The 26,587-nt window shown below is 46.0% G+C and carries 31 protein-coding genes and 2 riboswitches; of the genes, 23 read left to right on the top strand and 8 right to left on the bottom strand.

Annotated elements, in window-relative coordinates:
- Positions 1-195: 195 nt before the first annotated feature.
- The 4 genes from BLT91_RS08540 to BLT91_RS08530 all read left to right on the top strand — a co-directional run bounded on the left by BLT91_RS08540 (position 196) and on the right by BLT91_RS08530 (position 4,056).
- On the top strand, positions 196-933 hold the full coding sequence (locus BLT91_RS08540) for a ThuA domain-containing protein (RefSeq protein WP_090819443.1): 738 nt from the start codon (positions 196-198) through the stop codon (positions 931-933).
- A 197-nt stretch (positions 934-1,130) separates the two neighbouring features.
- Positions 1,131-2,036, top strand: coding sequence for a DMT family transporter (locus BLT91_RS08535; protein WP_090819441.1), 906 nt, complete (start codon positions 1,131-1,133; stop codon positions 2,034-2,036).
- 63 nt (positions 2,037-2,099) lie between these two features.
- Positions 2,100-2,231, top strand: a complete 132-nt coding sequence (locus tag BLT91_RS33490; RefSeq protein ID WP_302847472.1) for a hypothetical protein — start codon at positions 2,100-2,102, stop codon at positions 2,229-2,231.
- 580 nt (positions 2,232-2,811) lie between these two features.
- Positions 2,812-2,960: riboswitch (FMN riboswitch) on the top strand.
- Positions 2,961-3,144: 184 nt separating this feature from the next.
- A complete protein-coding gene (locus tag BLT91_RS08530; protein WP_254776852.1) occupies positions 3,145-4,056 on the top strand; it encodes a DMT family transporter in 912 nt (303 codons plus the stop codon).
- A 144-nt stretch (positions 4,057-4,200) separates the two neighbouring features.
- Here the strand turns inward: BLT91_RS08530 and BLT91_RS31395 are convergent, their stop codons facing one another.
- The 5 genes from BLT91_RS31395 to BLT91_RS08510 all read right to left on the bottom strand — a co-directional run bounded on the left by BLT91_RS31395 (position 4,201) and on the right by BLT91_RS08510 (position 7,045).
- Positions 4,201-4,362 (bottom strand): hypothetical protein, encoded by a 162-nt coding sequence (locus BLT91_RS31395; protein ID WP_175532162.1) that lies wholly within the window; start codon positions 4,360-4,362, stop codon positions 4,201-4,203.
- A gap of 116 nt (positions 4,363-4,478) precedes the next feature.
- The gene (locus BLT91_RS33835) at positions 4,479-4,769 is read right to left on the bottom strand and encodes a YrdB family protein (protein ID WP_368086785.1); all 291 of its coding nucleotides are present in this window, start codon (positions 4,767-4,769) and stop codon (positions 4,479-4,481) included.
- Between the two features lie 54 nt (positions 4,770-4,823).
- Positions 4,824-5,663 carry an SDR family oxidoreductase gene (locus tag BLT91_RS08520; RefSeq protein ID WP_090819435.1) on the bottom strand — a complete coding sequence of 280 codons (840 nt, stop codon included), beginning with the start codon at positions 5,661-5,663 and terminating at the stop codon, positions 4,824-4,826.
- Positions 5,664-5,782: 119 nt separating this feature from the next.
- A complete protein-coding gene (locus BLT91_RS08515; protein ID WP_090819433.1) occupies positions 5,783-6,193 on the bottom strand; it encodes a MarR family winged helix-turn-helix transcriptional regulator in 411 nt (136 codons plus the stop codon).
- Positions 6,194-6,433: 240 nt separating this feature from the next.
- Positions 6,434-7,045, bottom strand: a complete 612-nt coding sequence (locus tag BLT91_RS08510; protein WP_090819432.1) for a biotin transporter BioY — start codon at positions 7,043-7,045, stop codon at positions 6,434-6,436.
- A gap of 118 nt (positions 7,046-7,163) precedes the next feature.
- On the opposite strand from BLT91_RS08510, the gene BLT91_RS08505 reads away from it, so the two are divergent.
- The 7 genes from BLT91_RS08505 (at position 7,164) to BLT91_RS08475 (ending at position 15,569) form a co-directional block, all read left to right on the top strand.
- Complete coding sequence (locus BLT91_RS08505; protein WP_090819429.1) at positions 7,164-8,015, top strand: ATP-binding cassette domain-containing protein; 852 nt, start codon at positions 7,164-7,166, stop codon at positions 8,013-8,015.
- Positions 8,006-9,679 (top strand): ATP-binding cassette domain-containing protein, encoded by a 1,674-nt coding sequence (locus BLT91_RS08500; RefSeq protein ID WP_090819427.1) that lies wholly within the window; start codon positions 8,006-8,008, stop codon positions 9,677-9,679. Before BLT91_RS08505 ends, BLT91_RS08500 begins: the two co-directional genes overlap by 10 nt.
- 111 nt (positions 9,680-9,790) lie before the next feature.
- Positions 9,791-10,561 (top strand): EcsC family protein, encoded by a 771-nt coding sequence (locus BLT91_RS08495; RefSeq protein WP_090819425.1) that lies wholly within the window; start codon positions 9,791-9,793, stop codon positions 10,559-10,561.
- Between the two features lie 214 nt (positions 10,562-10,775).
- Positions 10,776-12,005 (top strand): NAD(P)/FAD-dependent oxidoreductase, encoded by a 1,230-nt coding sequence (locus tag BLT91_RS08490; protein ID WP_090819423.1) that lies wholly within the window; start codon positions 10,776-10,778, stop codon positions 12,003-12,005.
- A gap of 208 nt (positions 12,006-12,213) precedes the next feature.
- Positions 12,214-12,365, top strand: a riboswitch (cyclic di-AMP (ydaO/yuaA leader).
- Positions 12,366-12,460: 95 nt separating this feature from the next.
- Positions 12,461-14,296 (top strand): APC family permease, encoded by a 1,836-nt coding sequence (locus BLT91_RS08485; protein WP_090819421.1) that lies wholly within the window; start codon positions 12,461-12,463, stop codon positions 14,294-14,296.
- Between the two features lie 56 nt (positions 14,297-14,352).
- Positions 14,353-14,613 (top strand): YqkE family protein, encoded by a 261-nt coding sequence (locus BLT91_RS08480; RefSeq protein ID WP_090819419.1) that lies wholly within the window; start codon positions 14,353-14,355, stop codon positions 14,611-14,613.
- Entirely contained in the window at positions 14,610-15,569 is a 960-nt protein-coding gene (locus tag BLT91_RS08475; protein WP_090819417.1) for a polysaccharide deacetylase family protein, read from the top strand. The genes BLT91_RS08480 and BLT91_RS08475 overlap by 4 nt, the downstream gene beginning before the upstream one ends.
- 86 nt (positions 15,570-15,655) lie before the next feature.
- On the opposite strand, the gene BLT91_RS08470 is transcribed toward BLT91_RS08475, so the two are convergent.
- Entirely contained in the window at positions 15,656-15,868 is a 213-nt protein-coding gene (locus BLT91_RS08470) for a hypothetical protein (RefSeq protein ID WP_090819415.1), read from the bottom strand.
- A 71-nt stretch (positions 15,869-15,939) separates the two neighbouring features.
- Here BLT91_RS08470 and BLT91_RS08465 point away from each other — a divergent pair, with 71 nt between their 5' ends.
- From BLT91_RS08465 to BLT91_RS08455, 3 genes are read left to right on the top strand one after another with little or no spacing between them, the layout of a single operon-like run.
- A complete protein-coding gene (locus tag BLT91_RS08465; protein ID WP_090819412.1) occupies positions 15,940-16,275 on the top strand; it encodes a hypothetical protein in 336 nt (111 codons plus the stop codon).
- 48 nt (positions 16,276-16,323) lie between these two features.
- The gene (locus BLT91_RS08460; RefSeq protein ID WP_090819409.1) at positions 16,324-16,896 is read left to right on the top strand and encodes an NUDIX hydrolase; all 573 of its coding nucleotides are present in this window, start codon (positions 16,324-16,326) and stop codon (positions 16,894-16,896) included.
- Positions 16,893-17,339: a DUF1284 domain-containing protein gene (locus tag BLT91_RS08455; RefSeq protein WP_090819406.1), complete on the top strand. Its 447-nt coding sequence runs from the start codon at positions 16,893-16,895 to the stop codon at positions 17,337-17,339. Before BLT91_RS08460 ends, BLT91_RS08455 begins: the two co-directional genes overlap by 4 nt.
- A 19-nt stretch (positions 17,340-17,358) precedes the next feature.
- Here the strand turns inward: BLT91_RS08455 and BLT91_RS08450 are convergent, their stop codons facing one another.
- Both BLT91_RS08450 and BLT91_RS08445 read right to left on the bottom strand, forming a co-directional pair.
- Positions 17,359-18,006: an SOS response-associated peptidase gene (locus BLT91_RS08450; RefSeq protein WP_090819403.1), complete on the bottom strand. Its 648-nt coding sequence runs from the start codon at positions 18,004-18,006 to the stop codon at positions 17,359-17,361.
- 137 nt (positions 18,007-18,143) lie between these two features.
- Positions 18,144-18,932 (bottom strand): YheC/YheD family protein, encoded by a 789-nt coding sequence (locus BLT91_RS08445; protein WP_090819400.1) that lies wholly within the window; start codon positions 18,930-18,932, stop codon positions 18,144-18,146.
- 130 nt (positions 18,933-19,062) lie between these two features.
- Here BLT91_RS08445 and BLT91_RS08440 point away from each other — a divergent pair, with 130 nt between their 5' ends.
- The 9 genes from BLT91_RS08440 (at position 19,063) to BLT91_RS31390 (ending at position 26,491) form a co-directional block, all read left to right on the top strand.
- On the top strand, positions 19,063-20,034 hold the full coding sequence (locus BLT91_RS08440) for a CapA family protein (RefSeq protein WP_090819397.1): 972 nt from the start codon (positions 19,063-19,065) through the stop codon (positions 20,032-20,034).
- 195 nt (positions 20,035-20,229) lie between these two features.
- The gene (locus tag BLT91_RS08435) at positions 20,230-20,958 is read left to right on the top strand and encodes an amino acid ABC transporter ATP-binding protein (RefSeq protein ID WP_090819394.1); all 729 of its coding nucleotides are present in this window, start codon (positions 20,230-20,232) and stop codon (positions 20,956-20,958) included.
- A gap of 47 nt (positions 20,959-21,005) precedes the next feature.
- On the top strand, positions 21,006-21,854 hold the full coding sequence (locus BLT91_RS08430; protein WP_302847471.1) for a transporter substrate-binding domain-containing protein: 849 nt from the start codon (positions 21,006-21,008) through the stop codon (positions 21,852-21,854).
- A gap of 63 nt (positions 21,855-21,917) precedes the next feature.
- On the top strand, positions 21,918-22,571 hold the full coding sequence (locus BLT91_RS08425) for an amino acid ABC transporter permease (protein WP_090819391.1): 654 nt from the start codon (positions 21,918-21,920) through the stop codon (positions 22,569-22,571).
- Between the two features lie 52 nt (positions 22,572-22,623).
- The gene (locus BLT91_RS08420) at positions 22,624-23,274 is read left to right on the top strand and encodes an amino acid ABC transporter permease (protein WP_090819388.1); all 651 of its coding nucleotides are present in this window, start codon (positions 22,624-22,626) and stop codon (positions 23,272-23,274) included.
- A gap of 31 nt (positions 23,275-23,305) precedes the next feature.
- Positions 23,306-24,067 carry a TSUP family transporter gene (locus tag BLT91_RS08415; RefSeq protein ID WP_090819385.1) on the top strand — a complete coding sequence of 254 codons (762 nt, stop codon included), beginning with the start codon at positions 23,306-23,308 and terminating at the stop codon, positions 24,065-24,067.
- A 41-nt stretch (positions 24,068-24,108) separates the two neighbouring features.
- Positions 24,109-25,362 carry a sensor histidine kinase gene (locus BLT91_RS08410; protein WP_254776832.1) on the top strand — a complete coding sequence of 418 codons (1,254 nt, stop codon included), beginning with the start codon at positions 24,109-24,111 and terminating at the stop codon, positions 25,360-25,362.
- Positions 25,363-25,367: 5 nt separating this feature from the next.
- Positions 25,368-26,270 (top strand): response regulator, encoded by a 903-nt coding sequence (locus BLT91_RS08405; protein WP_175532160.1) that lies wholly within the window; start codon positions 25,368-25,370, stop codon positions 26,268-26,270.
- 77 nt (positions 26,271-26,347) lie between these two features.
- Positions 26,348-26,491, top strand: a complete 144-nt coding sequence (locus BLT91_RS31390; RefSeq protein WP_175532159.1) for a hypothetical protein — start codon at positions 26,348-26,350, stop codon at positions 26,489-26,491.
- The last annotated feature ends 96 nt before the right edge of the window (positions 26,492-26,587 follow it).

Below are 26,587 nucleotides of genomic sequence, written 5' to 3'. Positions count from 1 at the left end.
CGCTACTGGAAAGGACATTTTTGAATATGTAAAAAGTGGTTGAAAGTAAGGTCTATCAAGAGTGAGTATATCATTGTTTGAATCGAAAGGACACTATTGAATAAGAAGTAGGCAGGATCTTGCCTTTATTTTCGGCGAGGGAGTGACTATACTCAGAAGTATGAATGAATACGCTATCTTGGAGGGAAAAAGAAGATGAGTCAGAAGCTTAGAGTTACGGTTTGGAACGAGTTTCGCCATGAAAAAGAAAGTGAAATCGTACGCGCAGCATATCCAGATGGTATCCACACAGCGATTGGTGAAGGTTTAAGCGGAGCAGTCGATGTCACTTATGCCACTTTAGATGATGCCGAACACGGCTTGTCCGAAGAAGTCTTGAATAACACAGATGTACTCATCTGGTGGGGTCATAAAGCGCATGGCGAAGTGCAGGATGAGATTGTTGATCGCGTTCAAAAGCGTGTATGGCAAGGCATGGGACTTATCGTGCTGCATTCCGGACACTTCTCCAAAGTGTTTAAGAAACTGATGGGCACATCGTGTGATCTCAAATGGCGTGAAGCGGACGAGAAGGAACGTCTTTGGGTTGTTGCGCCAGGTCATCCAATCGTGGAAGGAATCGGTGAGTATATCGATCTTGAAGCTGAGGAAATGTATGGCGAGCACTTTGATATCCCGCAGCCGGATGAGCTGATCATGGTTTCTTGGTTCGAAGGCGGCGAAGTTTTCCGCAGCGGCTGTACGTTCAACCGCGGGAACGGGAAGATTTTCTACTTCCGTCCTGGGCACGAGACGTACCGCACATACTACAACGAGCAAATTCGCCGCGTCATCAGCAATGCGGTTCATTGGGCTGCTCCATCCACACGTGAGTATCCGAAATACGGTAACCATAAACCGCTTGAAGAGATTAAAGCGAAGGTCAAAGCTTAATAGAAATACGTCGGCAAAGGAGCCGGTATCGATTCTAATCGATGCTGGCTTTTATTGGTTATCGATGACTGCGCATTCTTCATAAACCCTCCTCCTTAATACCCTTAGTATAGATCGAGCCCCGGTCATCTGTTCTGCTATCAACCTTCTGTTCTATTCCTTACCTTGTATGATACATATCAAGAGGGGGAACAGCCATGATTATTTTCAATTACTTGCTCGTATGTCTTATTTTTGGTACAACGTTTTTGGCGATTAAGGTAGGTGTAGATGCTTCTGCGCCGCCTTTCTTTTCAGCAGGATTGAGGTTTTTTGTTGCAGGCCTGATTTTGTTCCTGTGGATGGTGTGGAGGAAAAAAGCCAGTTTAGCCTTATTATTTCGCAAAGAAATGCTATTTACGGGAATAGGCCTGACGTTCGGTACATTCTCGACCTTATACTGGGCGGAACAATATGTTTCCTCCGGTATCGCAGCCGTTTTATCGGCTACAGGACCGATTATGATTCTCGTGCTCCAAACCTTTGTGATGCGGCTGAAGACGACGGCACTCTCTGTATTCGGTTGCATCCTCGGATTCTCTGGAATCGTCTTGCTTCTGCTTCCACGTCTTTCCGTATCCGCTAATATAGGGGGGGTGGCAGGAAGCGTTGCGATTTTGGTAGGTGAGCTCTTCTATTCCTCGGGCGCCCTCTATTCGAAAAAGGTCATTCAGCAATTCCCTCAAGCATCACCCATTGCTCTTAATGCAGCGCAGATGATTTGTGGAGGCTTGCTGCTGCTTATTCTTTCATCTTTTACAGAAATTGTGGACATCAAGAGCTTGTTGACGACGAGAGCGGTTGGGTCTCTTTTTTACTTAATCGTTATCGGTTCGATGGTAGGACACAGTCTTTTCTATTGGTTAGTCGCCAAAACGAATCCCGTCTTTCCGGCAACCTGGCTCTATATATCGCCGTTGATTGCCCTCGTCTTCGGAGTGATCTTTTATGGTGAGACAATCACTTGGGTTACGGCTTTAGGAGTGATTACAATTATCGCGGGAACCGTTTGTGCCAATTTGGACAGTTTGAAGCAGTTGATCCATAGGAGGAAAACGGCTTAAGTCGTTTCATACTAAATAGCAAAGATGGAATAATAATCATAATAATTGTAGGAGGGGACATAATTGAAGCAAATCATGGTGGTGGAGATTATGATGGTTTTGAGGGCTTTGCCTTCATTCAAGATGAGATTAGTTGGAGATTCAACTATATCCAACACCCGAAGCGGGTGGTCCGACTTGGGCGGGAAGGATTGACGATATAACAGCAGATTTAGCGAATAGCAAAATAGAGGTGCGTCTTTCCAACGCAAAAACAGGAAGACTGGGACCAGCGATTATGGCAAGCAGCATAAATTTCTGTAAATAATATGTCTATTGTGAGCGAAAGTTTTTATGAAATGGAGCTAATCGATGGGTAAAGTGATGGCTTTAATAGGTCCGTATATGCCTTTAGTACTTACCTTTGTATGCCTTATTACAGCTTGGCGTTTCGGGGATTGGAGAAATTGGAAGAAATATTACCCAACAATCCTAACTGTTTTTTTAATCATGTATTTTCAGATTCCGATTTCCAAAATGAAGTAACGCTTGTTCTTTAAATGGGGATCACTCATCCCCTCGATAAATCAAGAAACGCCTTTAGAATTCCACATCCTTCATCTATAACCCGAGTCATTATCAGATTTGAATTTAGCTGTTTTGCAATAACTCATATCGCCCCACCACCGGGCATCGCCTCAACTGCGTTTTTAATCAAATTAATAAATGTCTGTTTCGAACCTAAAAATGTATTGCTAGTCAAACTGTAACATGTTAATATACACTTTAATAGAATATGAACCTTCGGGGCAGGGTGAAATTCCCTACCGGCGGTGAGGATACGTACATGTATCTTAAGCCCGCGACTCCCAGCCTGTTAGGGGCTGGGACTGACTTGGTGAAATTCCAAGGCCGACGGTATAGTCCGGATGGGAGAAGGTGAAGGACAACTTGTTAAAAACTCGGTTTTTAACAGGTCTGTTTGTCGATGCCCCCGTTGATTGCTAAGCGGGGGCATCGTCTCTTTCAGGAGGTTCAATTCAAAAAATCCCTAGGAGGTTTTGAATTGGAAAACGCATTTAAGCTAGGAAGTAAGCGCGCGAGTTGGCTTTCATCGCGCACAAGTGGCATCAACGGGATCTGGTATGTGGCACTTGGAGCTACACTTTGGGGACTCGACCCTCTCTTTCGAATCTTATTGTTGAAAAGCTTTACCTCTGCCCAAATAGTGTTCATCGAGCATTTGCTCTTGGCCTTTTATGCGCTGCCGGTGCTGATTAAGTACCGCAAGACCGTAACCGGCAAGCTAACGTTAGCGGTTATAGGCGCCCTGCTTTTTATATCATGGGGTGGGTCAGCTATTGCCACCATACTGTTCACGTCGGCCTTCGCTCACGGGAGTGCAAACGCGGTCTTGCTTTTGCAGAAATTGCAGCCCTTATTTGCTATCATCCTCGCCCGTGTAATGCTCAAAGAGACGCTGCCTTCTAAATTTTTTGCTTATATCATGGTTGCGCTTCTTGGTACGTATCTGTTGACATTCGGCTTTGCTTCGCCTGAGATGGGCCTCCAGGATTTGGGTACGATAAGCTGTTTATTCTCGATTCTGGCCGCTGTCTTATGGGGTGGATCGACCGTTATGGGGAAGTTCCTGCTTCAAAAAAACTTGGATTTCCCGATCGTCACCTCGCTTCGATTCCTTCTGGCAATTCCTTTGCTATCGGTTATTCTTTTGGCTAGTGGCGATGTCTGGCGAGTAAGCGGATCTAGCGGCAATCTGATGCTAATTGCGGTCAACCTGCTATTCCAGGCTTTTTTCCCAGGATTGGTCAGCATGCTCCTCTACTATAAGGGGCTGTCCTCAACAAAAGCGTTCTTCGCGACGCTGGCTGAACTTGCTTTCCCTGCGGTAGGTGTATGCTTGAATTGGGTCGTTTTTGGACAGAAACTGACCATTGGACAACTAGTTGGCTTTCTGCTTATTTGGTTTACTCTGTGGTCAATGAGCCGCAGTAAGAATAAGGGGAGTGTCCCTTTGTAACAAACTCGGAAAATCTAAAAAAGCGCCTTGGAATAAAATTCCTGGGCGCTTTTTATTTACATATAAGAATTTATATATATTGGGTTGGGGGATAAGCTTCACATACCCCCCCACAGTACTTAGAAGGAAATCCTCCAGCTAATTTTACGTTGCCATAACGGGCTGTGCAGTTGATACGGCGATGCCTGGTTTCGTCTCGGTATTTGAGTCAGCAGCAGATGCGCCTCCTACAGCTCCGAAGGCCATTGTTACCATTAAAGCTAGCAGGCTAGCTTGACTTGCGCGACGTTTCCATTGTGTTTTCATTTTAGAAAACTCCTCTCGATTTATGTAATTGAAGGGAATGTGTTTCCCTTACTTCTTTACTGTATCGAAAGATTATGGACATCCTATCGTAACATTATGGGAAATTGTGTGTAGGATCAAAAAGTGCATTTATTGTACCCAGAGAACAGCATAATGTGATGAAGGATGTAAAGAAGTGCAAAACTAACAGCGAGAGAATGTTTGCCAGCTGCGTAAAGGGAAGTGATTGCAGCTGCGAAAATAGCGAGCTCTAGGATAAGGCGAAGAGGCTGAGAGACGGTTATTGAAGCTTTTGCAGATAGGAACATGTCCCAAAGGATGACTGCAATTAAAGGGGTGCCAATGCCCAGAACGCCTTTGAGCAGCACCCCTTTGCCAACGTGAAATCCCCACCTTTTTTTCGGAATAAAAATACCACTGCAGAACCTTATTAAGTTCCGAAGTGGTATGTGATTTGATTTTTACATATTCAAATGAAGCTTGCGTGTGTTGAGCATGCCATCCAGACCAGTGGGGTCTTGACTCACTTTATATTGGACGAAGGCTTCCGCTGCTTCCGAAGTGCGGATACGGAGTGGTTTGGGGTCCATGTCCATTAACTTCACCATCACTTCTGCAACCGATTCTGATGTTTGAGGCACGGAATTCCGCTTGGCGAAGGTTTCCAAATACTGAGTGATGATCGGCTTATATTCATCCTCTAGGATGCCGCCGGTTTTTTGAACATGGCCAAGGACGATATTGTTGAAGTTGGTTGCGATCGCTCCGGGTTCAAGCAACGTGACATCGATATTGAACGTCGGCTTGTAGTAAGTAGCTAAGCTTTCTAACAAACCTTCAACGGCAAATTTAGCCGCACAATAAATTTCATTGAGGGGTTGACCGACCAAGCCGCCAACGCTTGTTGTTGCAACTAGATGCCCGGCATCAGATTTGCGCAGAAGCGGCAAGCCTGCACGAATCGTATGCATAACCCCATACACATTCGTATCGAAAACATGATGAATCTCTTCCATAGTTGCTTGTCCCAAAGCTCTTAAAAATCCGAAGCCTGCGTTACAGAACAAAACGTCGAGGTGACCGTGGTTCTTGTCGATAGCGGCAAAAGCGGTTTCCATCGATGCAGGGCTAGTGACTTCCATTTTAATAAAATGAAGATTAGCTTGATGGGCGTACTGTTCTTGATCTCGCTCCACATTCCGTGTTCCTGCGTAAACAGTCCAACCCATCTCTGCAAATTTCAGTGCAGTCGCCAGTCCGATGCCGGATGAAGCGCCGGTAATTGCTATAATTTTACTCATTAATTTTATCACTCCAAATGTTAATGTTATAAACTGTTTATTAACTATACAATATATCAATGAAACAAAACAGTCAAGCGAATTAAAAATCCCAACGCATGAAGGTCGGGATTGAAGTGTTATAACGGTAATTTCTCCAGAAGTTTTTTGAGCTGCGAAAGTTCTTCTTCTGTATAAGGAGTGAAGAGCTGTTCAATTTTGTTATTATACGCCTGGAGGATGTCGTTTATGAGCGTATTTCCCTTGTCCGTCACCTGAAGCAGAAGGCTTCTGCGGCTAGTTGGATGAGGCTTGCGAACAACCAGGCCCTGATCTTCTAATTTATCCAGCAGCTGTGTGATAGCCCCTCGAGTCAGGCCGAATTCGTTGGCGATGTCTACGGCGATGCAGTCCGGATGCTTGCGGAGAAATTCTAAGGCATACATCATGATCGGAGAAATGTGAAAAGGGGGAAGTACTTGCGTCAAATAAGAGGAGAGGGCATTTTTAATTTCCCGAAATTTATAAGTAATGACTAGATCATTGATCATAAAATGTCGTCCTTTTTGTTTAGTTTCTATACATTATAGCAGGAAGAGCTGGGAATCCAAGTTTTCTCGGAGCAACATGCAAAAAGAGACCCACAGCAACGGGCTGCGGGTCTTAAGTCTTACTATTTTAAAGGGGGGTTGAGATTTATTATAGGCACGGTTCATTAAAGGCAGATGAATATCAGATTTCATTTTCATTACATTTTTGCTCACGTCCATAAAAAGGTAAATTGCTGAATCTTAAAAGCTAACATCTGTGTTGCTATTACTTTGTACAACGCTGTGCGAAGAGGAACCCGTAAGTCTTTGCGGCGGAAAGACTTGGCGAACAGGGGCAATAATCAGTGCTGCAACCACAGCTTTGACTGCATCCCCTAGTAGGAATGGATAACAGGCGGCTGTCATGGCCTTGGCGAATGTATAGGTGGGTACTTTGTACATCAACCAAGGAACTCCAGCCAGATATAGAATGAGGGAGCCGAATACTTCGAGCACGAAAAAAGCGGCGATGTAACCCATGATGCCATTCATCCGAATACGAGGTAAAATGAGACCGATCAGCATAGCGGAGAAAGGCCAAATCATGATAAAGCCGCCAGTAGGTCCAAGGACAATACCTAAACCGCCATTCCCATGAAGCAGCGGAAAGCCGATTGCCGTTAGAACAACAACGAGGGCCATACTAAGGAATCCATAGCGTGCTCCTAGTAAGCCACCGGCAAGCATAACGGCTAGTGTTTGCAAGGTAATAGGCACGGGTGTGAGTGGGAGTGAGATCTTAGCAAAGCTGAATAAAACGAGAATAGCAGCAAATAGTGCACTGAAAACAACGCCGCGTAGAGTGAGTTTCATATTGTTCATCGCTCCTGTTTCTGTTATTGTTTATGTATTGTCAACCTGTTTTGTTGGTTTCGGTTGACAATTCAGATGATAACACATCTTTTGTGAAAGTGAAAGGAACATTTCAGATATGTCAAAAAAAGAGATTTTAGGATCTTTGCAAAGAGCTTCAGTGATCTATCGAACAGAATCGGGGGAAGGAAGACGAGTGTGGACCGATGTCTCTATGGACATTCATGAGGGCGAGTGGATTGTCGTCATAGGACCCAATGGCAGCGGCAAAAGCACACTAGCCAGTGTATTGCTAGGTTTGTGCCCGCTCTCTAGCGGACAGCTCATATATAAACAAGATGAGCAGTGGATAACCCGAGGTGTGCTGCAAATACCGGATGCGCAGTTCGTGGGTGACACCGTTCAGGAAGAGTTAGACTATTTGCCGAATGCTCAAGACTTAACAATAGAAGCGCGTGCGGAGTGGTATCGGGAAACCTTGTCTGTTGTTGGATTATCGGTCCCGGTAGAACGCGCGCTTCATACGTTATCCGGTGGGCAAAAGCAGTTGGTGAATATCGCAGCAGCGCTTGCTGTTCATCCGGCGATCCTAGTTTTAGATGAGCCTACCGCGATGCTTGATCCAGCCGCAAGGAAAGAAGTGCGCCAAGCCGTACGTGAAGCACATAAGCGAGGGACGACGATTGTGTGGATTACCCATCGGTTGGAAGAGGCGGCGGATGCGACTCGTGTCCTCGGATTTGGAGATGGACGGGTTACATTTGACGGGGAGCCGAGAGTGTTTTTTTATGGGGATGAAGGGGGCGACAGGGGCGATTTATCCGTCATGACACCTTGTAATGAGTTAGGGCTTGATCCTCCTTTTGTTGTCAAGACAGCCATAGGTTTGCTTCAGCAAGGTTGTCAGCTTCGGCTGCTCCCAATCGACATGGAAGAGCTGGCGGAGGCGGTGTCGGGATCATGCCCATAGCCCTGGAGAATATTCGGGTAAATGCCCAGGATGATCCTAACCACCAACTGCTGAAGGACATCCATTTCCAGCTGCCGGATGGTTCGGTAACTCTGTTGATTGGTCATACGGGTTCAGGGAAATCGACACTCCTGCAGGTTATGGCAGGTATTCTAGAACCAACCTTAGGATCGATTACGATGGATGAACAGCCCTTATGGCAAAAGCGGAAAGTAAACGAAGCCCATCTCCTACGACTAGGCTTGACTTTTCAATTCCCCGAGCAGCAGCTATTCGCGCGCAGTGTACGGCAAGAATTTGCGTACTCGCTGCGTCCTTACCGGCTCGGGGCGGACGAGCGTGAGCGCCGCATCCGTAAAGCGAGCGCCGACCTTGATCCACATGGCGTCTTCGCCATGGATCGGTCGCCCTTCTCGCTGAGCGGCGGCGAGCAGCGCCGGCTCGCGCTGGCCACAACCTTCGCCACGGCGCCGGATTGGCTCCTCATGGATGAGCCAACGGCCGGCCTCGAGGCGGCAGCCGTCCGCGAATTGCTGCGCCTCATTCGCGAGCGAGACCGTGGCGGCTTCGTCATCGCCACGCACGACCTGGACACGTTCTTTCCGCTCGCGGACCGTGTCATCGTTCTAGACCGCGGCGCGCTTGTCTTCGACGGCTCGCCGGAAGCGCTTTGCCGCGCGCCGGAGCTGCTCTCGCGCGCGGGTGTCGGCCTCCCGAGCTGCGTGGAGGCCGCTATAGAGCTGGCGCGCTATGGCATCGCCATCGCGCCGGACCTGCTCACGCCGGAGCTTGCCGCGCCGGCGATCGCTGCGGCGCTGCGCGAACGCGCCAGCGCCAGCCCCGAGCTGGCGCCGCATGCGGCAGCGCCGAGCCCGCAGGCCACGCGCGAAGCTGGCGTGGCCCCAAAGCCGCCGCAGGCCGCGTTGCTGCGGCTCGACCCGCGCGCGAAGTGGCTGCTCTACCTGCTGCTCGTCATCGGAATGATGCAGCAGCAGCTGTGGAGCGGCCTCGCGGTATCCACCCTGCTCCTTGGCCTCATGTTTCTCGGCCTCCCGCGCTCCGTACATCGCGGCAGCTGGAAGATTTCCGTGCCATTCCTGATCTTCATGTTCATTTCAATCCTGCTGGCAGGGCTGGATTGGTCAACAGCCGAAGGACAACTTCCGCTTAACTTCTCGCTGGAGCGCGGCTGGAGTACGGCACTCACGCTGACAAGGTTATTTCTCGTCCTCATGGCCGGCTACTGGCTAGCTGTAACTACACCTTACGGACAGCTTGTACAGGGACTCAACTGGGCCTTGGCCTATTTTAGAAAAGCCAAGCTCCCGGTTGAATCGTTTTCCTTGGCCGTTTCGCTTATTTTCCGCTTTATTCCGCTGATTTTGGGGGAGTGGCAGCGGTTCTCTGCGATCGTACGGGCTAGAGGAAAAGCGGCCATTCGCCCAGGTGCCGTTCGTTCGCGTGATATCCCGGCGTTGGTTGTTCCCCTGCTGCTCGCGATGTTTCATAAGGCAGAGCAAATGACAGTAGCGATGGAAATGAAAAAAATCGACGGTAAACAGCTGATGCTGAAGAAAAACACTTTGCGATGGCAGCGCAAGGATACGATTCTCGTTATTCTTGGCGTTTTTGGTTTTGGACTACTTATTTATTTTCGAGCCTAAAGGAAAGCGGCTGCTTATCAAGAGCTGCTTTTCTTGCTATATCAGGTCATGTTGAGACCAACCGCCTCGTATATTATACTTTGACTAAGAACATTGACGGCGGTGACGAAGATGGAAACAGCGTACACTATTTACGAGCAGCAGATGTTAAGACAAGTGAAACGCTGGGAAATCCGGCAGCAAAAGTTGCCTAACATCATGGAGAGAGCCTCTAAGTCCGTTCAAACCAGCATCAATAAAATGATTCCTGATAAGGTCCATAAGACAATAACTGCAACCGTCAAAGGGATCGTGCAAACGACCCTGTTCGGAATAAATTACATCCCCAAAAATGAACCGCTCTATGGCGCCTCATTAGCGGATAGCGATGTTAAGGCAGAGGAATTGTTATCACTTTACAAAAAAATTGCCGCCGCCGAAGGAGCGGGTACTGGAGCGGGAGGCATTTTGTTAGGACTTGCGGACTTCCCGATTCTGATTGGCATTAAATTGAAATTCCTGTTCGAGCTTGCTCATGCTTATGGTTACTCGACCAAGGATTACAGAGAGCGTTTGTTCATTCTGTATGTATTCCAGCTAGCCTTCTCCAGTCCAACCAAGAAGCCGGATCTGCTTCATACCATCAAAAATTGGCCTAGCATTGCAGACTCCTTTCCTCCCGCGGCTGCCTATATGGATCAAGTGGATTGGCAGCAGCTGCAGCAGGAATACCGCGATACGATTGATTTCCGTAAAATGCTGCAGCTCGTTCCCGGCATCGGGGCAGTCGTTGGCGCTTGGGCGAATTTTGGTTTGCTGGAGGAGCTGGGTGTAGCGGGGATAAACTGCTTTCGCATGCGCAGATTGCAGGACAAAGCGAAGGCCAAGGACAAAGAGCTGTGAGTGAGGGGCACACGCAGCTTTTTTTTGTTGGTATAGGTAATTTTCTAGTGATTTTTGGTGATAAAAGCGATATACTAAGAGAGAGCCAAACCATCTATACACCCTGACCTACTATGTGATTTTTTTCACATAACAATCACTGATTGGTTTGGTCGCTATTTTCACCAACGATTCAATAGATCAATAGAAGATTCAATCGGAGGAGAGGATTTGTATGAGTAAACCGAAAGTGGTTATACTGGGTGCAGGTTACGGCGGGATTGTTACTGCAATCAGACTGCAGAAACAAATCAGGTTAGATGAGATGGATGTCACGCTGGTTAATAAACACGATTATCATTACATTACGACGCATCTGCATATGCCGGCAGCTGGTACGGATCATCATGAGAATGCGCGTGTGGCCATTTCGGAATTGATCGATGAGCGTAAGATTCACTTTGTGAAATCGACGGTGGTGGAGATTTTGCCTGAAGAAAAAAAGGTCGTCCTGACGGAGGACGTGCTCTCCTACGATTACCTGGTTGTGGGCTTAGGAAGTGAGACGGAAACGTTCGGCATTCCTGGTTTACGGGAAAATGCCATGTCAATTCACAGCATTAACAGTGTTCGGTTCATCCGCCAGCACATTGAATATATGTTTGCCAAATATAAATTAGATTCCAAGCATAAGGAGTATCTGACTTTCGTCGTTGGAGGCGCGGGGTTTACGGGCACTGAGTTTGTCGGTGAATTGGCCGATCAGATTCCGGTGCTTAGCAGGACTTATGATGTTGATCCGGACCTTGTTCAAATCATTAATGTTGAAGCTTCCCCTACAGCTCTACCGCCAGGTTTGCCAAATGATCTTGTGGAATACGGCATGGAAGTGATGCGTCGCAAAGGGGTTCAATATAAATTGTCAACACCGATAAAGTCTTGCGCGCCAGATGGCGTCCTATTGGGGGATGGCCAATTTATTCGTTCAGGCACTGTCATTTGGTCGGGGGGCGTCCGAGGCAACTCCTTGCTGCAGCAAGCAGGCTTCGATGTTCAGCGAGGCCGCGTCAAAGTGGATGATTACCTGCGTTCCTTACAGTATCCAGATGTGTTTATTACGGGAGATTGCTCCATTGTCATGAGCCCGGAAGGAACGCCTTATCCTGCAAATGCCCAAATAGCGGTTCAACAAGGCTATAATACGGCGAGGAATTTGATCTGCACCTTACGTGGGAAACCGCTGAGACCATTTGCTTATGATTACAAAGGAACTGTGGCATCGTTAGGTCGCGGGGAAGCAATCGGTATCCTGAAGGTAAAGAAAGTGAAAGGGAAATTCGCTGCTTTATTGAAAAAAGCCATCGATGGTCGCTATTTATACCTTATTGGCGGTATTCCGCTTATATGGAAAAAAATGATTTTCAAACAAAAAATTGCGGCGCGAAATCATCACGTAAGGAATTGAAAGAGGAAAAAGGGCTGCCGCAAGGCAGCTTTTTTCTATTAAATCAATTAGATCAACGAAATCATTAGAAAATAGAAGTAAATGAAAGGATCGGTTCGTTGTAAGCGAATTATTGGATGAATGTGAAGGTTGAACTTCATTTTTTGGTTTTTTTCCATCCTTTACTATGAGTAAATAAGAGAGTAGTATACATCACGTACGTTACAGTTACATAATTTCGCTTAATTTTCTTCTAAGAAAAGCGGGGGAACCACAAGTTTCATGGGGTGAGTAATGGTACAACGGTTTGGTACCTTTAGGGCAGATTTCTCGCGGCCCGAACCCGACAGCTAACCTCGTAAGCGTCGTGAGAAAGGAGAACATGTGTATAAGCACAAGGTCAATCCTTGTGTTTTTTTGCGTCTTGAAGAGGCAAATAAAAGTTGAAACTAGCTTATTTGGAGGAATTACACAGAATGACAAGCGACTCATTGAAAAAAATTGTGTTCGGCAAACCGCTCAAATCGGCAGAGCTCGAATCAGAGAAAATGCAGGTGTGGAAAGCACTGCCCATCCTATCCTCGGATGCCCTTTCTTCTGTGGCTTATGGTACGGAGCAGATTTTGCTAGAACTTGCGACAGTAGGGATTGCCGCTTTTGCTTTCTCATTGCCGATCGCGATTTCGATCATTGCTTTAATTTTGCTGCTTGTTCTCAGCTACCGACAAGTGATTGAGGCCTACCCTCAGGGTGGTGGAGCTTACATGGTGGCGAAAGAAAATTTAGGAATGATTTGGGGGAGACTCACAGGTGTTTCGCTGCTCATCGATTATACGCTAACCGTTGCGGTTTCCATCTCGGCAGGAGTGCAGGCCATTACTTCGGCTTTCCCGGTGACCGTACCTTATATTGTTCCGATTGCTTTATTCCTTGTCTGGTTGATGGTTTGGCTTAATTTGCGAGGCACTTCCGAATCGGGTACAGTCTTCGCTATTCCAACGTACTTTTTTATTCTTTGTATCTTATTGCTAATCGGTAAAGGGATTTTCGATATGCTGACAGGATCCTCGAATATGCACGCCATACAGTTCGTACCAAACTCAATGACCAACTCATTGACGTTGTTTGTCATCCTAAAAGCTTTTTCTTCCGGGTGTTCAGCTGTAACAGGAATCGAGGCCATTTCGGATGCTGTACCGCATTTCCGTACGCCTTCCGTTAAGAACGCCAAGAAAACCTTGGCTTCTCTTGGCACACTGCTGGCTATTGTATTTGGCGGTGTAACTTTACTGAGCTTAGGATACGGTATCGCACCTGACCCGCATGGTCACACATCGGTCTTGTCGATGGTTACAGAGCAAGCGTTTGGCCGCGGAATCATGTACTATGCCACTCAGATTGGCACCATGCTAATTCTTGTTTTGGCTGCCAATACGAGCTTCAACGGTTTTCCAATCTTGGCTTCTATTATGGCTCAGGATAAAAACTTCCCGCGTATGTTTTCATACCGAGGAGACCGGTTATCTTTTCATTATGGGATTGTCACATTAGGTGTCTTAGCCAGTATTCTTCTAATTATATTCAAAGGGAGAACCGATGCTCTCATTCCGCTTTATGCAATTGGTGTCTTCTTATCCTTTACGCTTGCCCAAAGCGGCTTGGTCCGCAAATGGCTGAGAGACCGCGTTGCCGGTTGGTTAGGCAAGTTCCTCATTAATGGTTTAGGGGGAATTGTCTCCTTTGTCGTCTTACTTATTTTCTGTATTACCAAATTCAGTGAAGGTGCATGGATTGTTATTATTGTGACGCCGCTGCTGCTTTGGTTAATTACGAAAATAAGCCATCACTATGATGATGTAGCGAAGCAGCTCCGCATTGATATCACACAAGAACGGGTTAGCACCAAAGAGCCTGTCATCATTGTACCTATAGCTGGCATTCACCGAGTTGTGGCGCAGTCTTTGAACTATGCCAAATCGTTATCGCCTAACGTGATTGCTTTCTACGTATCGTTTTCCGATGAAGATGAAGAAGCGATGCAGGAGAAGTGGGATAAATGGGATCCCGGCGTTCGTTTGGTTGTGTTCAAATCACGTTATCGGACGATATTGAAGCCGCTGGTTGAATTTATTGAAAGAATTGATACTCATGTTTCAGAAAAGCAATCGATTATGGTTATTCTGCCTCAATTTATGCCGAAAAAATGGTGGCACCGACTGCTCCACAATCAGTCTGCTGCCCGTATACGCTCGAAGCTTCAAGCGGATAAAGACATCGTCGTAGCCACGGTACCATATCATTTGCACGAGTAGAGGTGTACAATATAGGGGAGATACTGTGTGAGAAATTGAACAGAGGTGAACCCGATATGGCAAAGAAAAAAAGGTCGTCCACAATCGCTGATACCAGCGTGCAAGATAAACCTGCAACGCTCAAGGATTTCCTTCGTCCGGAAGTATTAGCGGGGCTCAAAGCTCAAGCCGATGCAATGAAAGCAGAGGAACAGGCGCGTAAGGAAGCTGTCAGAGCTGAAGCGGAGGCCGTGCGTAAGGCGGAAGAGAAACGCCTGGAGAATGATTTTGGACACCTGCTCGAGAAGAGCAGTCTGGATTGGAGAAAGCACAAATGAGGGAGCGCACAATGTGCTTCCTCTTCTTTCTTATCGCAATGGCAGCGCTATCAAGCTGTGGGGCAGATAACGGGCAATCAGCCTTAAAGACTAATGAACCGAGCGGTAAACCCTCTGTGGCTAGCTCGTCACCCAATCCGACAACAGCACCGACACCCAGACAAGAGCCAACATCGATCTCAAAGCCAATACCGAGTCCCGTGTCTAGTCCGGCTTCATCGCTGCAGGGAACGGACTCGTCCTTATTATCGGTATCTAAGTCGTTGATCGATCTTTACAGCACTGTAACTCCAAAGAAATGGGGCGAACATGTTCCTGGTGTACGGACACATTTGGTGACGAAGGAGCAAGTTATTGCGTTGACCTTTGACGCTTGTGGGGGGAAGGAAGGCAGCGGGTACGATGAGAAGCTGATCGATTATTTGATCAAGGAAAATATCCCGGCTACCTTATTTGTAAATGCGAGGTGGATGGCTGCAAATCCGGAAACTTTTGCCCGGTTGGCTGTGAATCCCCTGTTTGAGATCGAAAATCATGGGACGGAGCATCGACCATTGTCCGTAAATGGCAGGTTGGCTTATGGTATCGCCGGGACCAAGAACGTGAATGAAGTTATCCATGAAGTTACCGACAATGCCGACCAAATCGAGAAGCTAACCGGACGGCGACCTATGTTTTTCCGTTCAGGTACAGCCTATTATGATGACGTTGCAGCAGCAATTGTCCATGATCTGGGCTTCCAGCTGGCAGGCTATAATGTACTTGGAGACGCTGGAGCAACATATACCACGGAGCAGGTATACAATGCTTTAATTAAGGCCCGAAGCGGTTCCATCGTTCTGGCTCATATGAACCACCCGGAGAAGGATACAGCAGAAGGCGTCATGAAAGCTGTTCCAGTTCTGCAGAAAGCGGGATTCCGCTTTGTTCATCTTGCTTCCTATACATTAGATTAAACGTTAGCAAATAAGACCGAATGACCTGAGGGGAAGCCCTTAGGTTTTTTGTTTGCGCGTAGGGTAATTGTAGCGTTGCGGCTTCCTTATTTTTTCATCTCAAAAAATTCACAGGTCTCACGATCGTAATAGGTCAAGTCACTAACTCGTGTTTGCACGACAACGGTCTTTTCGCTGTAACGCAATACGACTGCATTCGAATCCACCATATGGTCATCTTTGAAAACACGTACTGCAGCCTGTTTTTCTACAGCTTCTTGAAAATCTAGGTCTGTCACTAAACGCTGGTTCCTAGCCATTCTGTACAATTCCCCTTACTTCGTTAAAATAGTTCTTCTATTGTACCACAAGGTGTCCATGAACTCCCGAAATGACGCGAATGCCCGGCTTGCTGGCAACGGAAACGCTAAGTGGCTCGGTATCCGGTGTTTTCAACAGCTTCATTTTTGCGACGAAAGAGCTGATGGGTACCATCATGATCATCTCGATTATCGTAGCGATGAGCCCGGTGCTCATTCGAACAGGGATTAATGAAACGATGGTATTGGCATCATCTGTCCGGTTAATCAGTAGAAACGCATCCATGGCACTAGACTCAGGCTGCCGAATTCAGCGATATCGCAAGACAAGCGCAGGAAGTATCTCCTATTGCCGATACAATGGACGAAAAACGTATGGAATTGGAGTTGCCTATTTCCCAATTTAAGCGGTAAGCTTACTTAAAGATGATAATAGGAAGATGGAGATGAGACAGATGGAAGCCAAATTTTGCATGAACTGCGGAGCCGCTATGGAAACGCGCGATGTGGATGGCACAATAAGAAGAGCCTGCACAGCGTGCAGCTTTGTTCATTGGGGCAACTACAGCATCGGTGTAGGCGCACTTGTGATCAAGGATGAGAAAATATTGCTTGTACGCAGAGCACAGGAGCCAGGGAAGGGCAGATGGACAAACCCGGGCGGATATATTGAGCAGCATGAGCTGATCCAAGAGACGATTGAGCGCGAAGTGCTGGAGGAGAGCGGCGTTAAAGCGGTAGTCACCCGATTAGTCGCAGTGCGCGATTTGCCTCGAAGTATTCATAATGTGTACATTGCTTTTGAACTGGATTACGTCAGCGGTGAGCCAGAACCCGATGGAGTGGAAGTGGATGCTGCAGGTTTCTACAGTCTTCAAGAGATGGAGACAATGCCTGTTGCGGATTTCACACGTTGGCTCATTGATGTTGCCCTTCATTCGAAATCAACGGGTCTCGTCGAAGATAAAGATCCCATCGTGAAAATGGACGGGTACGGATTGTATCGTGTTCCTAAAGTAAACGTATGAGCAAACCAATTGGTCTGAGGGGACATCATTTGCTTTGTTTGTTAGGTTACAGAGGAATGGGGTACTCGAAAGAGTTTTGCGAAAACATGACGAACGTCTATGAGACGCTGCGTCAACAACCCGAAACGATGATCCGCGTCGTTCTTGGACCTGACGATCTCTGCGCAGCGTATCCGACAGATCAAGTTGCGCATTGTGAAAATAGGACAGTTTATGAGCGCGATGAGGAGATTGTGGTGAAGCTTGGCTTGCAAGTGGGGATGGAGCTGAGTTGGTCGGAGATTTGCGGGCAAGTAGCGGGCCGTATTGAACCGGGAGACATTGGTCATCTCTGCGCCACATGCCGTTGGGAACCTTACGGTGTATGCGCTGAAGGAGTACGCTTAATAGGGGAAGGTGGCGTTCTGCCGCCTGTTCCCAATAAAGAAGAGGGCTTGCGTTAAAACGCAGCCCTCGTTTTTTTTATACAAAAACACTTACATCTGAACCGGTTTCCAGCTTCTCTTCCGGAGATGACAGCACATTCGCGATCATGAGCAAATCGTCGACAGGCCGGAGAATGGACCTGAGCAAACGGCTGTCTCTCATTTCTGGCTGCAGCCACATCTCGGCCTGATCTTGATCGAGGATGGCAGGCATTTTTCTATGGTAAGGGGAGACAAGAGAGTTCGCCTCGGTCATCAGCATCATACACGTACGAAGCTCCTCTTCACCGGACGGAGCCCGCCAAACATCATACAACCCTGCAATGCCAAAAGTACCGCTGCGCATTTTGAACTTGATCCATTGGGTTGTTTTGCCCTCCGTCAAGCTTACATAGAATCCGCTGCATGGAATGATACAGCGCTGCTTTTTGACAATACGCTCGAAGACGATATTGGTAAATATCGAATCGCGGTCCCCGCATACGGCATCCTTTGCCCAGAACGGCATCAGACCCCACCGGAACTCATCAAGAAGCCGTTCTCCCTTTTTGTTCATGATCACAGCAGACACAGACTCTGTCGGCTTCACCTCATAACGATTGGAGCTATACGACAGCAGCCGATCAATGCGGAATTGTTTCACCAGTTCGTTGACGTCAGCAAGAATAGATATGGATTGACACATCGTTATTCACCTCATTTGATTTTGGTTATTATTTTCCTAATCAACCAATTTCATGTATGAGGCAGACAGCAAAACTTCGGAGCCGTGGAATGCTTGTGTGCGTTGGTGGGCGTAAGCGAGGTACGAGTTTTATTTACTTACTTTTGTTTCACTTTCTGCGTTCTTTTATTTGAGATGTTTTTTTTGTATAACATCCTCATGCATTTCCAACATATTTTCTCGGGCCTAGTGTTCACTTCAATAACCCAGGGTTTTAAGTTTTGATCCATGCCAATATCAATCCCAAAAAGCTGAATACCAGAATAATTTTTTTCGAGGTGTTTGCATATACGAGTTCCCAATTTGTTTAACTTTAGGATGACCTTTTTTTGAGTGGTGGGAGTGGTATATGGGGCTAACAGCTCCTCGATGGATAATGCAGTTCCGCCACTGCGGATATTCGTCACAATATTTTTGGGTTGGGCGGCGCGGCCGACAAACCCTTCATTCCGCCAAGTGTTATCCTTTTGTTTTGTAATCATTAAGCGAAGATCAAACGGGCGTTTGTTCCATCGGAGCAGGTCTATGCCCTGTTGGACGATATAATCTGTGCTTGCTCTTTTTGCCAAAACAAAGTCGTATACTTTTTTCGCTGATTGAAATTTTTTTTGTTGGGTTCCCACATGGACATAGAAAAACGGTTGTTTTTCATGCTCAATCTTTCGAACCTGCATGACCCCGACACCAAAAGCTCCTTGATTAGGTTTCAAATAAACGGTTTTATAACGAGATAGCATGTCAATGAAAGATTGTTTATTTAGTTTCATCGTCGCGGGAAGGTGACTGTTAATTTGGCTATTCTTCATTAATTCACAATGGTGATCCCATTTGATACCTTTTGCAGGTTTTTTCAGTTTGATAGGAACGGCGGCATGACTTCGTCTCATGGATTAGTCTCCTCACACTAATGTTTCCATATCATATTCGGCTAGCTGAAACAGGTTATAGGACATTGCCCATTTTGCAAACAATAAACCCTTTCATAGAATAAATTGCTCATGGAAGGAGTGAATGCATGTGATCAAAATAACAATCGCCGCTGTCGGAGATTTGTTGATGAAAAGCGAAATCATTGCTGCAGCTAAACAAACAAACGGATATACGTTTGATCCAATTTTTGCGAAGGTTAAACCTTATTTAACGGCTCATGATTTAACGATTGGTAATCTGGAAACGACCTTCTCCGGAAAAAGGAAATTGGGTGCTGCGAGAATCCGTCTCAAGTGCAACTGTCCAAGAGAACGAATAAATCCGAAAACGGGGTATCCGGTATTCAATTGTCCTGACGAATTGGCATCAACGCTGAAAAAAACGGGGTTTCATGTAGTAACGACTGCCAATAACCATTGTGTGGACGGAGGTGTAAGTGGTTTAAAGCGAACATTGAATGTCCTTGATAAATATGGTCTTAAACATACGGGCACCTCACGGTCGGTCAAAGAAGCTAATCGTCATCTGATTATGCGTGTAAAGGGGGTGAATATTGGCATTTTAGCCTATACGAAAGGGACGAATGCGATACCAGTACCTAGTCGGTGGCTCGTTAATCAATTTGACCAAAAGAAGATGGCAGCGGATATTCACGATTTGAAAAAACAAACAGATTTCATCATTGTCTGCCTGCATTTTGGAAAAGAGTATCAAACATATCCGAGCAAAGATCAAAAGAAATGGATGCAATTTCTATTCAGACAAGGTGTCAATGTGGTTCTGGGCGCACATCCTCATGTGCTGCACCCAATAACCCAGACAGTAGTGAAAGACATCCACGGTCAGGCGCGAACACGAGTCGCCGCTTCTTCCTTAGGTAACTTTGTATCAACGAAGCTAATCAAACATACGAACACAATTCGGGGAATGATCTTGTCATTGACCCTATCGAAAAGTAAAAGCGGTATCACTGATATCATAAAAGTAGGCCGTATTCCTACGATGGTGGAGCGGAAAAAAGCAAAAAAGACTGTGTTTACCGTTGTTCCGGTGGGATGAATAGTGACATAGGGATCAGATCCATATATTGCTCTACAAAAGGGTTCTCGGCCAAGGGTCAAGAACTTTTTTTTCTGAGAAAATGTCGGATTGTATAAGATTCCATAGTTTTACATTAATATTTAAACACATAAAGTGTAAGTTTACATAACAAACAGTTTACATGATTAATGATCCATTGAAGGGGGGGTTCCATTGATCTCATTTCAACAAGTAGAGAAGCATTACGGCGATTTTCATGTGCTCAAAGGAATCAATCTCCAGGTCAAGCAGGGGGAAGTCGTTGTCGTCGTAGGTCCATCCGGTTCCGGCAAGAGTACGATGTTAAGGTGTATTAACCGTCTGGAAACCATCACAAGTGGTGAGCTTGTCGTGAATGAGTACAAGGTTAGCGATAAGAAGATGGATATGAACAAGCTGCGTCGAGATATCGGTATGGTCTTTCAGCATTTTAATTTGTATCCTCATAAAAAAGTGATCGATAACATTACGCTTGCGCCAATGAAGGTACTCGGTATGGCTAAGAAAGAAGCTGAAGAGATCGCGATGTACTATCTTGAGAAGGTTGGTATTCAGGATAAAGCCAAAAGCTTTCCTTCACAGTTATCAGGTGGTCAGCAGCAGCGTGTGGCTATTGCCAGAGGACTGGCGATGAAGCCGAAGATTATGCTGTTTGATGAACCAACATCAGCCTTGGATCCTGAGATGGTTGGCGAGGTTTTAGATGTAATGAAGGCGCTTGCACATGAAGGAATGACCATGGTTGTGGTCACGCACGAGATGGGCTTTGCCCGAGAAGTGGCTGATCGCGTCGTATTTATGGACAAAGGTCAGATTGTAGAAGAATCTCCTCCAAGTGAATTCTTCGTAAACCCACGAGAAGAAAGAGCGAGACTATTTCTTAATCGCGTACTTAACCATTAAATAATAGGGAGATGAATACATTCATGATGTCAAAAAAGTGGAATTTCATGGTTATGTTAGTAACGGTATTCGCATTAGCAGGATGTGGATCAACAACTGGCACAAAAGGGGGCGCATCGAGCACTCCGGCCAGCACTCCAGCAGCAAGCAGCGCTCCAAGCACCAAGCCAGCCGGTGGAGCGTCCGTTCTGGATGAAATTAAAAGCAGAGGTAAAGTTGTCGTTGGTGTGAAATACGATACGAAGCTGTTTGGCTTGAAAAACCCGACGGGAGGCGAAGTTGAGGGCTTTGACGTTGACATTGCGAAAGCATTGGCGAAAGAAATTCTCGGTGATGAGAAGAAAATTGAGTTAAAAGAAGTAACGTCCAAAACACGCATTCCGATGCTCGACAACAAAGAAATTGACATGATTGTCGCAACGATGACGATTACTGAAGAGCGTAAGAAACAAGTTGAGTTCTCTGACGTTTATTTTAAAGCGGGACAGTCTTTGCTCGTCAAGAAAGGCAGCCCCATTAAGAGTATCGCGGATATTAAAAAAGGAACGAAAGTATTGGCTGTAAAAGGCTCGACTTCGGTTACGAATATTAAAGCAAAAACGCCTGATGCAACTATACTGGAGTTTGATAATTACCAAGATGCTTTCAGCGCATTGAAAGCGGGTCAAGGCGAGACGTTGACCACAGATAATGCCATCCTTTATGGCATGATGGCGCAGGATAAGAACTTCGAAGTCGTCGGCGAACCGTTCACGGATGAGCCTTATGGGATTGCGATGAAGAAAGGCGAGACAACGCTCCAAACAGCGGTAAATGATGGACTGAAGAAACTGCAGTCAAGCGGTGAATACGCGAAAATATATGAGAAATGGATCGGCAAAACGCCATCCAAATAACAGGAAAATAGGAAGAGATGGGTGGCTGCCGCTACCCATCTTCTGTCTATGAAGGGGGAGCGCATGCCGGATTTCTCGATTTTTACCGACTATTTTGACATCTACATGAAGGGCTTCTTAAATACCATCTTGGCTAGCATCATTGCATTAATTGGCAGCTTCATACTGGGTGCGATTATTGCAATTTTTCGTATCTCAACCGTAAAAACGCTGCGATGGATAGGTACTGTCTATGTGGAGTTCATTCGAAACATACCGCTCTTGCTTGTTGTATTTGTGTTCTTTTATGGTTTGCCGTCCATGGGCATTATCCTTAGCGGATTCACATGCGGAACCATAGGTCTTACGGTTTACACGGCATCTTTTATCGCGGAAGCGATCCGTGCTGGAATCATGTCGGTGCCCAAAGGTCAGTCTGAGGCGGCAAGGTCCTCGGGACTGACGTATATTCAAACGATGTGGCATGTTGTCCTTCCGCAAGCCATCAAAATTGTGATACCGCCGCTTAGTAACCAATTTATTAACCTCGTTAAAAATTCATCGGTGCTTGGCGTATTCGCAGGCCTCGATCTCATGTATTTCGGCGATCAAATTGCAAGTGAGACCTATGCTACGTTCGATACTTATATCTTTGTCGCTGTACTTTATTTAATATTGACGCTTCCGCTTAGTTACACGGCCTTGCGCCTGGAACGTAGATTAGCCCGTCAAGACTGATTTTGATAGCGAATCATAAGCATTCTAAAGGTTCAACTTAGGGGGTGAATGAATGGATATTCTTCAAGCTTTCTCATTTGATAATATAAGGTTTGTATTCGAAGGCTTTTACATGACACTTAAAGTCGCACTAATTTCCATCATATTGAGCTTTATCGTGGGATGTGTTGTTGGTACAATTCGGTATACGAAAATGCCTTTAGTTTCCCAAATTCTGGGCATTGGGGTAGAGCTTATCCGCAATTTACCGTTATTGTTAATCATATTTTTTGCACGGTTTGCCTTGCCGGATATCGGGATTAAGCTCGGAGCTATGAATGCAACGATTGTGGCCTTAACGTTATTTGAAGGCGCAATGATTGCAGAGATTGTGCGAAGCGGCTTGAATTCCATCGATAAGGGACAGATTGAAGCGGCTCGTTCTTCAGGACTAGGCTATGTGCAAACGCTTTGGCATATTGTCATTCCGCAGGGGCTGCGCCGTATGGTCCCGCCACTGGTGAGCCAATTTATTTCCTTGTTAAAGGATACTTCTCTTGCCATCGTTATTTCCTTGCCTGAAATGATGCATCATGCGAAAATAGTAATTGGACAAAGCTACAGCTATACCATGCCAATTCTGTTTTTAGTGGCTCTTCTGTATTTTGCTGTGAATTATGCATTATCGTTAGCAGCCCGCAGGATGGAATCGAGAATGGTGTAGAGAATTTGAGATAAAAGAGGAGTCTTACATCATGTTACACTTGAGTTGGGAAATGATGGTATTTGTCATCGTTGGTGGTTTTCTAGCGGCTTATGTAGATTCGGTCGTTGGGGGAGGGGGGCTGATCGCGCTTCCGCTTCTGCTGGCAACGGGGCTGCCCCCGGCGGTCGCGCTGGGAACAAATAAATTGGCAGGCACCATGTCTTCCCTAACGAGTACCATTTCCTTCATGCGATCTGGGAATGTCGACCTGAAAGCGGTACGCGGTTTGTTCATTTTGTCATTGTTAGGAGCAGTATGCGGAACGACGGTACTGCGTCAAATTCCTTCTGACTTCTTAAAGCCGCTGGTTGTTGTGATGCTTATATTGATCGCGATCTACACGATTTTCAGGAAAAATTGGGGGGACCGGTCTACCTTTCACCAATACTCAACTAAGACTGCCGCGTTAATGGGCTGTGCTGCTTTTGGTTTGGGTTTTTATGACGGTTTCTTTGGACCCGGTACGGGTTCATTTCTTATCTTCGTTTTTCTCATGTTAGGATTCGATTTCGTCAAAGCAGCCGGCAACGCTAAAGTGCTAAATTTTGGCAGTAACGTAGCTAGCTTAGTTACTTTCATGGCACTTGGTTCCATTCATTACGGGATAGGTATCCCAATGGGATTAGCGATGGTTTGCGGATCTTTGCTAGGCTCACGCATGGCGATCCGGAAAGGCACAGCGTACGTGAGGCCACTGTTTCTTACCGTTTGTGTACTCCTCATTAGTAAGCAGATATGGGATTTTCTGTAGGGGGTGAGAGGCTGGGACGCTTAAAAAACGAAGGGTTACAAATGATTCTTATCGCAATTGTAACTGCGATAGCCGGAGAGTTTAAGATAACCCCTTTCAGTGGTGAAGTGTTTCGAATCGGACTTGGCAGCAGTACTTTTCTACTATGTTTACTTTTGATGAGACATCTGCCTTATGTGTATACAGGGATGATAACTGGGATCACCGTTCTGTTATTTCGGACGTTGGAGGATGGCATCACTGCGCATGGGGCCATATCTTTGAGCTGGAGTATGCAAACACATTTGTCAGCCACGCTTTATTATATGGTGTTTGCGCTTGCGATGAGTTTGATTAAAAACAAATGGGACAATTTCCATCCGCTTGTACTGGGGTTACTCTTATGTATGATTGACCTCATGTCAAATGAACTGGAATTACTGGCGCGCAGCCTCATTTTTCATTCACCATACATGTTTTCAGAGCAATTAGTATTCATTACCGTGACTGCTGTCGTGCGGAGTTACTTTGTAGTCGGTATCTACAGCAGTGTATCCATTAATCAGATGCGTGTCCTGCATAGCGAACAGCAGAAACGTATGGAACAGATGCTAAATACGAATAGCGGTTTGTATGGCGAAGTATTTTACTTGAAGAAGTCGATGGATACGATTGAGCAAATAACGGCCAAGAGCCACAATTTATACGAAAAAGTGAATAGCACGGGGTTAAAAAGCTATTCCCGCACTATTTTGGAAATCACCCAGCAAATTCATGAGGTAAAGAAAGATTCCCAGCGTATTCTCGCTGGTTTGTTGAAGCTGTTCGATAGGGATTTTGCTTCAGAAATGAGGCTGGCCGAAGTCGTGGAGTTCGCCATCAAGTCCAACCATGGATACAGTGGGATGCTCGGAAAAAAGATTCAATTCACAAGCGACATTCAAACGGACTATTACTCGGATCAATATATTCCGCTTTTAACCGTACTCAATAATCTCATATCTAATGCGGTAGAAGCGATCGAAGATCAAGGATCGATCCATGTAACTATTTATGAAAAGGGTGCTGAAACGATTCTAATCGTGTCAGACACGGGTGTTGGTATTGCCAAGCAGGATAAAGATATGATTTTTGAACCTGGATTTACGACGAAATTCAATCAAGAAGGCTTTGCCGCAACTGGGATTGGACTCTCTCACGTGCGAGATATTGTTCATTCTTTAGGCGGAGACCTTCATTTGCGCTCTGGTGAACCGAGTTCTAAGACAACTTTTGTGATTACCTTATTGACCGATACGTTGAAAAAAGGAGCGTAGAGATCATGCTGTCATTCGGAATTGTAGACGATGATGCGGTAAGTAGACTGATGCTGCAAACGATCATCGAAAAAGGTGGACTTGGCGAAGTCGTTGGTACGGCAGGCAGCGGCAGTGAAGGAGAAAAAGTTCTTCTGGAAACAACCCCGGATGTCGTGGTCATTGATTTATTAATGCCTGATCAGGACGGCATTGAGACGATAGTTCGATTGAAGGAGCGAGGTTTTCAAGGGAAGTATGTGATGATTTCGCAAATCGAAAATAAAGAAATGATCGGCAAGGCGTACCAAGCTGGCGTTGAATTTTATATTCAAAAGCCGATTAATAAGATTGAAGTGGAAGCAGTGCTTTCCAAAGTAAACGAGCAGTGGAATATCAGCCGCTCTCTTCATGAGATTAAAGAATCTTTAACCAAGCTGAGTTTATTGCACACAGGTCCTGAGAGTATTCGTAAAAAAAGCAGCGTCCGTGAAATCATGCAGCCTATACTCATGGATATGGGCATCGTAGGAGATAGTGGCAGCCGTGACGTGATTGACATTATTGAGCATCTCACGCGTCATCATAAGGGGGACGGCATCCCGTCGCTCAAGGAGCTTTATGAAACCGTAGCCCGCCGCCACAAGGTGAAGGAAGCGGATGTAGAGAAGGAAGGCAAAGCCGTAGAGCAGCGAATTCGCCGTACGGTGATGGCAGCCTTAACCCATATAGCGAGTATAGGCTTGACGGATTACAGCAATCCCAAATTTGAGCATTATGCTCCTCTTTATTTTGAATTCCAGGATGTGCGTTTGAAGATGAAAGAAATCGATGATAACTGGAAACCAGAGAAGGGTAAGGTTAACATTAAAAAATTTCTCCAAGTCCTCTACCTGGAAGTTACAGACAAAATACGCAGTGAGCATTAAGGCATGAATAGGGCTTGCGAATTGACCGACGGTTATGTTATTATTTTCAAAAATAAAAAGAAGGAGGTGAAGGTAGGATGAATCGAGAGTTCGTGAACAACCGTGTGAGCCAGTTACCCATTGCGATGGCTGGCATCGTTCATGAAGCAGTTAAAGACGCGAGAAGTCTGTCCAATAATGCTCATACGGTAGTACAACTCACGAAAAGACTCCTTCCTTAACCTCAAACGGATAAATCCGAAAGGTCGTAGGAATTTTCCTGCGGCCTTTTTTTGATTGGTTGCACCGGGATAGGGTCTTTCAAAACTAGGAGGATC

This window comes from Paenibacillus sp. yr247 (genome assembly GCF_900103825.1).
Classification (GTDB): Bacteria; Bacillota; Bacilli; order Paenibacillales; family NBRC-103111; genus Paenibacillus_E.
The sequence above is the reverse complement of the archived record's forward strand: the minus strand, read 5'-3'. Positions and strand labels throughout refer to the sequence as shown.

What these genes read in the sequence shown, in the direction of transcription:
- BLT91_RS08510 (WP_090819432.1), bottom strand. Translation starts at nt 7,045, where the DNA reads ATGAAACTCACTCTACGCGGCGTTGTTTTCAGTGCACTATTTGCTGCT.
- BLT91_RS31395 (WP_175532162.1), bottom strand. Translation starts at nt 4,362, where the DNA reads ATGAAAACACAATGGAAACGTCGCGCAAGTCAAGCTAGCCTGCTAGCT.
- BLT91_RS08420 (WP_090819388.1), top strand. Translation starts at nt 22,624, where the DNA reads ATGGATATTCTTCAAGCTTTCTCATTTGATAATATAAGGTTTGTATTC.
- BLT91_RS08410 (WP_254776832.1), top strand. Translation starts at nt 24,109, where the DNA reads ATGATTCTTATCGCAATTGTAACTGCGATAGCCGGAGAGTTTAAGATA.
- BLT91_RS08465 (WP_090819412.1), top strand. Translation starts at nt 15,940, where the DNA reads ATGACGCGAATGCCCGGCTTGCTGGCAACGGAAACGCTAAGTGGCTCG.
- BLT91_RS08455 (WP_090819406.1), top strand. Translation starts at nt 16,893, where the DNA reads ATGAGCAAACCAATTGGTCTGAGGGGACATCATTTGCTTTGTTTGTTA.
- BLT91_RS08515 (WP_090819433.1), bottom strand. Translation starts at nt 6,193, where the DNA reads ATGATCAATGATCTAGTCATTACTTATAAATTTCGGGAAATTAAAAAT.
- BLT91_RS08535 (WP_090819441.1), top strand. Translation starts at nt 1,131, where the DNA reads ATGATTATTTTCAATTACTTGCTCGTATGTCTTATTTTTGGTACAACG.
- BLT91_RS08460 (WP_090819409.1), top strand. Translation starts at nt 16,324, where the DNA reads ATGGAAGCCAAATTTTGCATGAACTGCGGAGCCGCTATGGAAACGCGC.
- BLT91_RS08405 (WP_175532160.1), top strand. Translation starts at nt 25,368, where the DNA reads ATGCTGTCATTCGGAATTGTAGACGATGATGCGGTAAGTAGACTGATG.
- BLT91_RS08480 (WP_090819419.1), top strand. Translation starts at nt 14,353, where the DNA reads ATGGCAAAGAAAAAAAGGTCGTCCACAATCGCTGATACCAGCGTGCAA.
- BLT91_RS08425 (WP_090819391.1), top strand. Translation starts at nt 21,918, where the DNA reads ATGCCGGATTTCTCGATTTTTACCGACTATTTTGACATCTACATGAAG.
- BLT91_RS08500 (WP_090819427.1), top strand. Translation starts at nt 8,006, where the DNA reads ATGCCCATAGCCCTGGAGAATATTCGGGTAAATGCCCAGGATGATCCT.
- BLT91_RS08490 (WP_090819423.1), top strand. Translation starts at nt 10,776, where the DNA reads ATGAGTAAACCGAAAGTGGTTATACTGGGTGCAGGTTACGGCGGGATT.
- BLT91_RS08475 (WP_090819417.1), top strand. Translation starts at nt 14,610, where the DNA reads ATGAGGGAGCGCACAATGTGCTTCCTCTTCTTTCTTATCGCAATGGCA.
- BLT91_RS08540 (WP_090819443.1), top strand. Translation starts at nt 196, where the DNA reads ATGAGTCAGAAGCTTAGAGTTACGGTTTGGAACGAGTTTCGCCATGAA.
- BLT91_RS08485 (WP_090819421.1), top strand. Translation starts at nt 12,461, where the DNA reads ATGACAAGCGACTCATTGAAAAAAATTGTGTTCGGCAAACCGCTCAAA.
- BLT91_RS31390 (WP_175532159.1), top strand. Translation starts at nt 26,348, where the DNA reads ATGAATCGAGAGTTCGTGAACAACCGTGTGAGCCAGTTACCCATTGCG.
- BLT91_RS08505 (WP_090819429.1), top strand. Translation starts at nt 7,164, where the DNA reads ATGTCAAAAAAAGAGATTTTAGGATCTTTGCAAAGAGCTTCAGTGATC.
- BLT91_RS08470 (WP_090819415.1), bottom strand. Translation starts at nt 15,868, where the DNA reads ATGGCTAGGAACCAGCGTTTAGTGACAGACCTAGATTTTCAAGAAGCT.
- BLT91_RS08450 (WP_090819403.1), bottom strand. Translation starts at nt 18,006, where the DNA reads ATGTGTCAATCCATATCTATTCTTGCTGACGTCAACGAACTGGTGAAA.
- BLT91_RS08445 (WP_090819400.1), bottom strand. Translation starts at nt 18,932, where the DNA reads ATGAGACGAAGTCATGCCGCCGTTCCTATCAAACTGAAAAAACCTGCA.
- BLT91_RS08520 (WP_090819435.1), bottom strand. Translation starts at nt 5,663, where the DNA reads ATGAGTAAAATTATAGCAATTACCGGCGCTTCATCCGGCATCGGACTG.
- BLT91_RS08430 (WP_302847471.1), top strand. Translation starts at nt 21,006, where the DNA reads ATGGTTATGTTAGTAACGGTATTCGCATTAGCAGGATGTGGATCAACA.
- BLT91_RS08415 (WP_090819385.1), top strand. Translation starts at nt 23,306, where the DNA reads ATGTTACACTTGAGTTGGGAAATGATGGTATTTGTCATCGTTGGTGGT.
- BLT91_RS08495 (WP_090819425.1), top strand. Translation starts at nt 9,791, where the DNA reads ATGGAAACAGCGTACACTATTTACGAGCAGCAGATGTTAAGACAAGTG.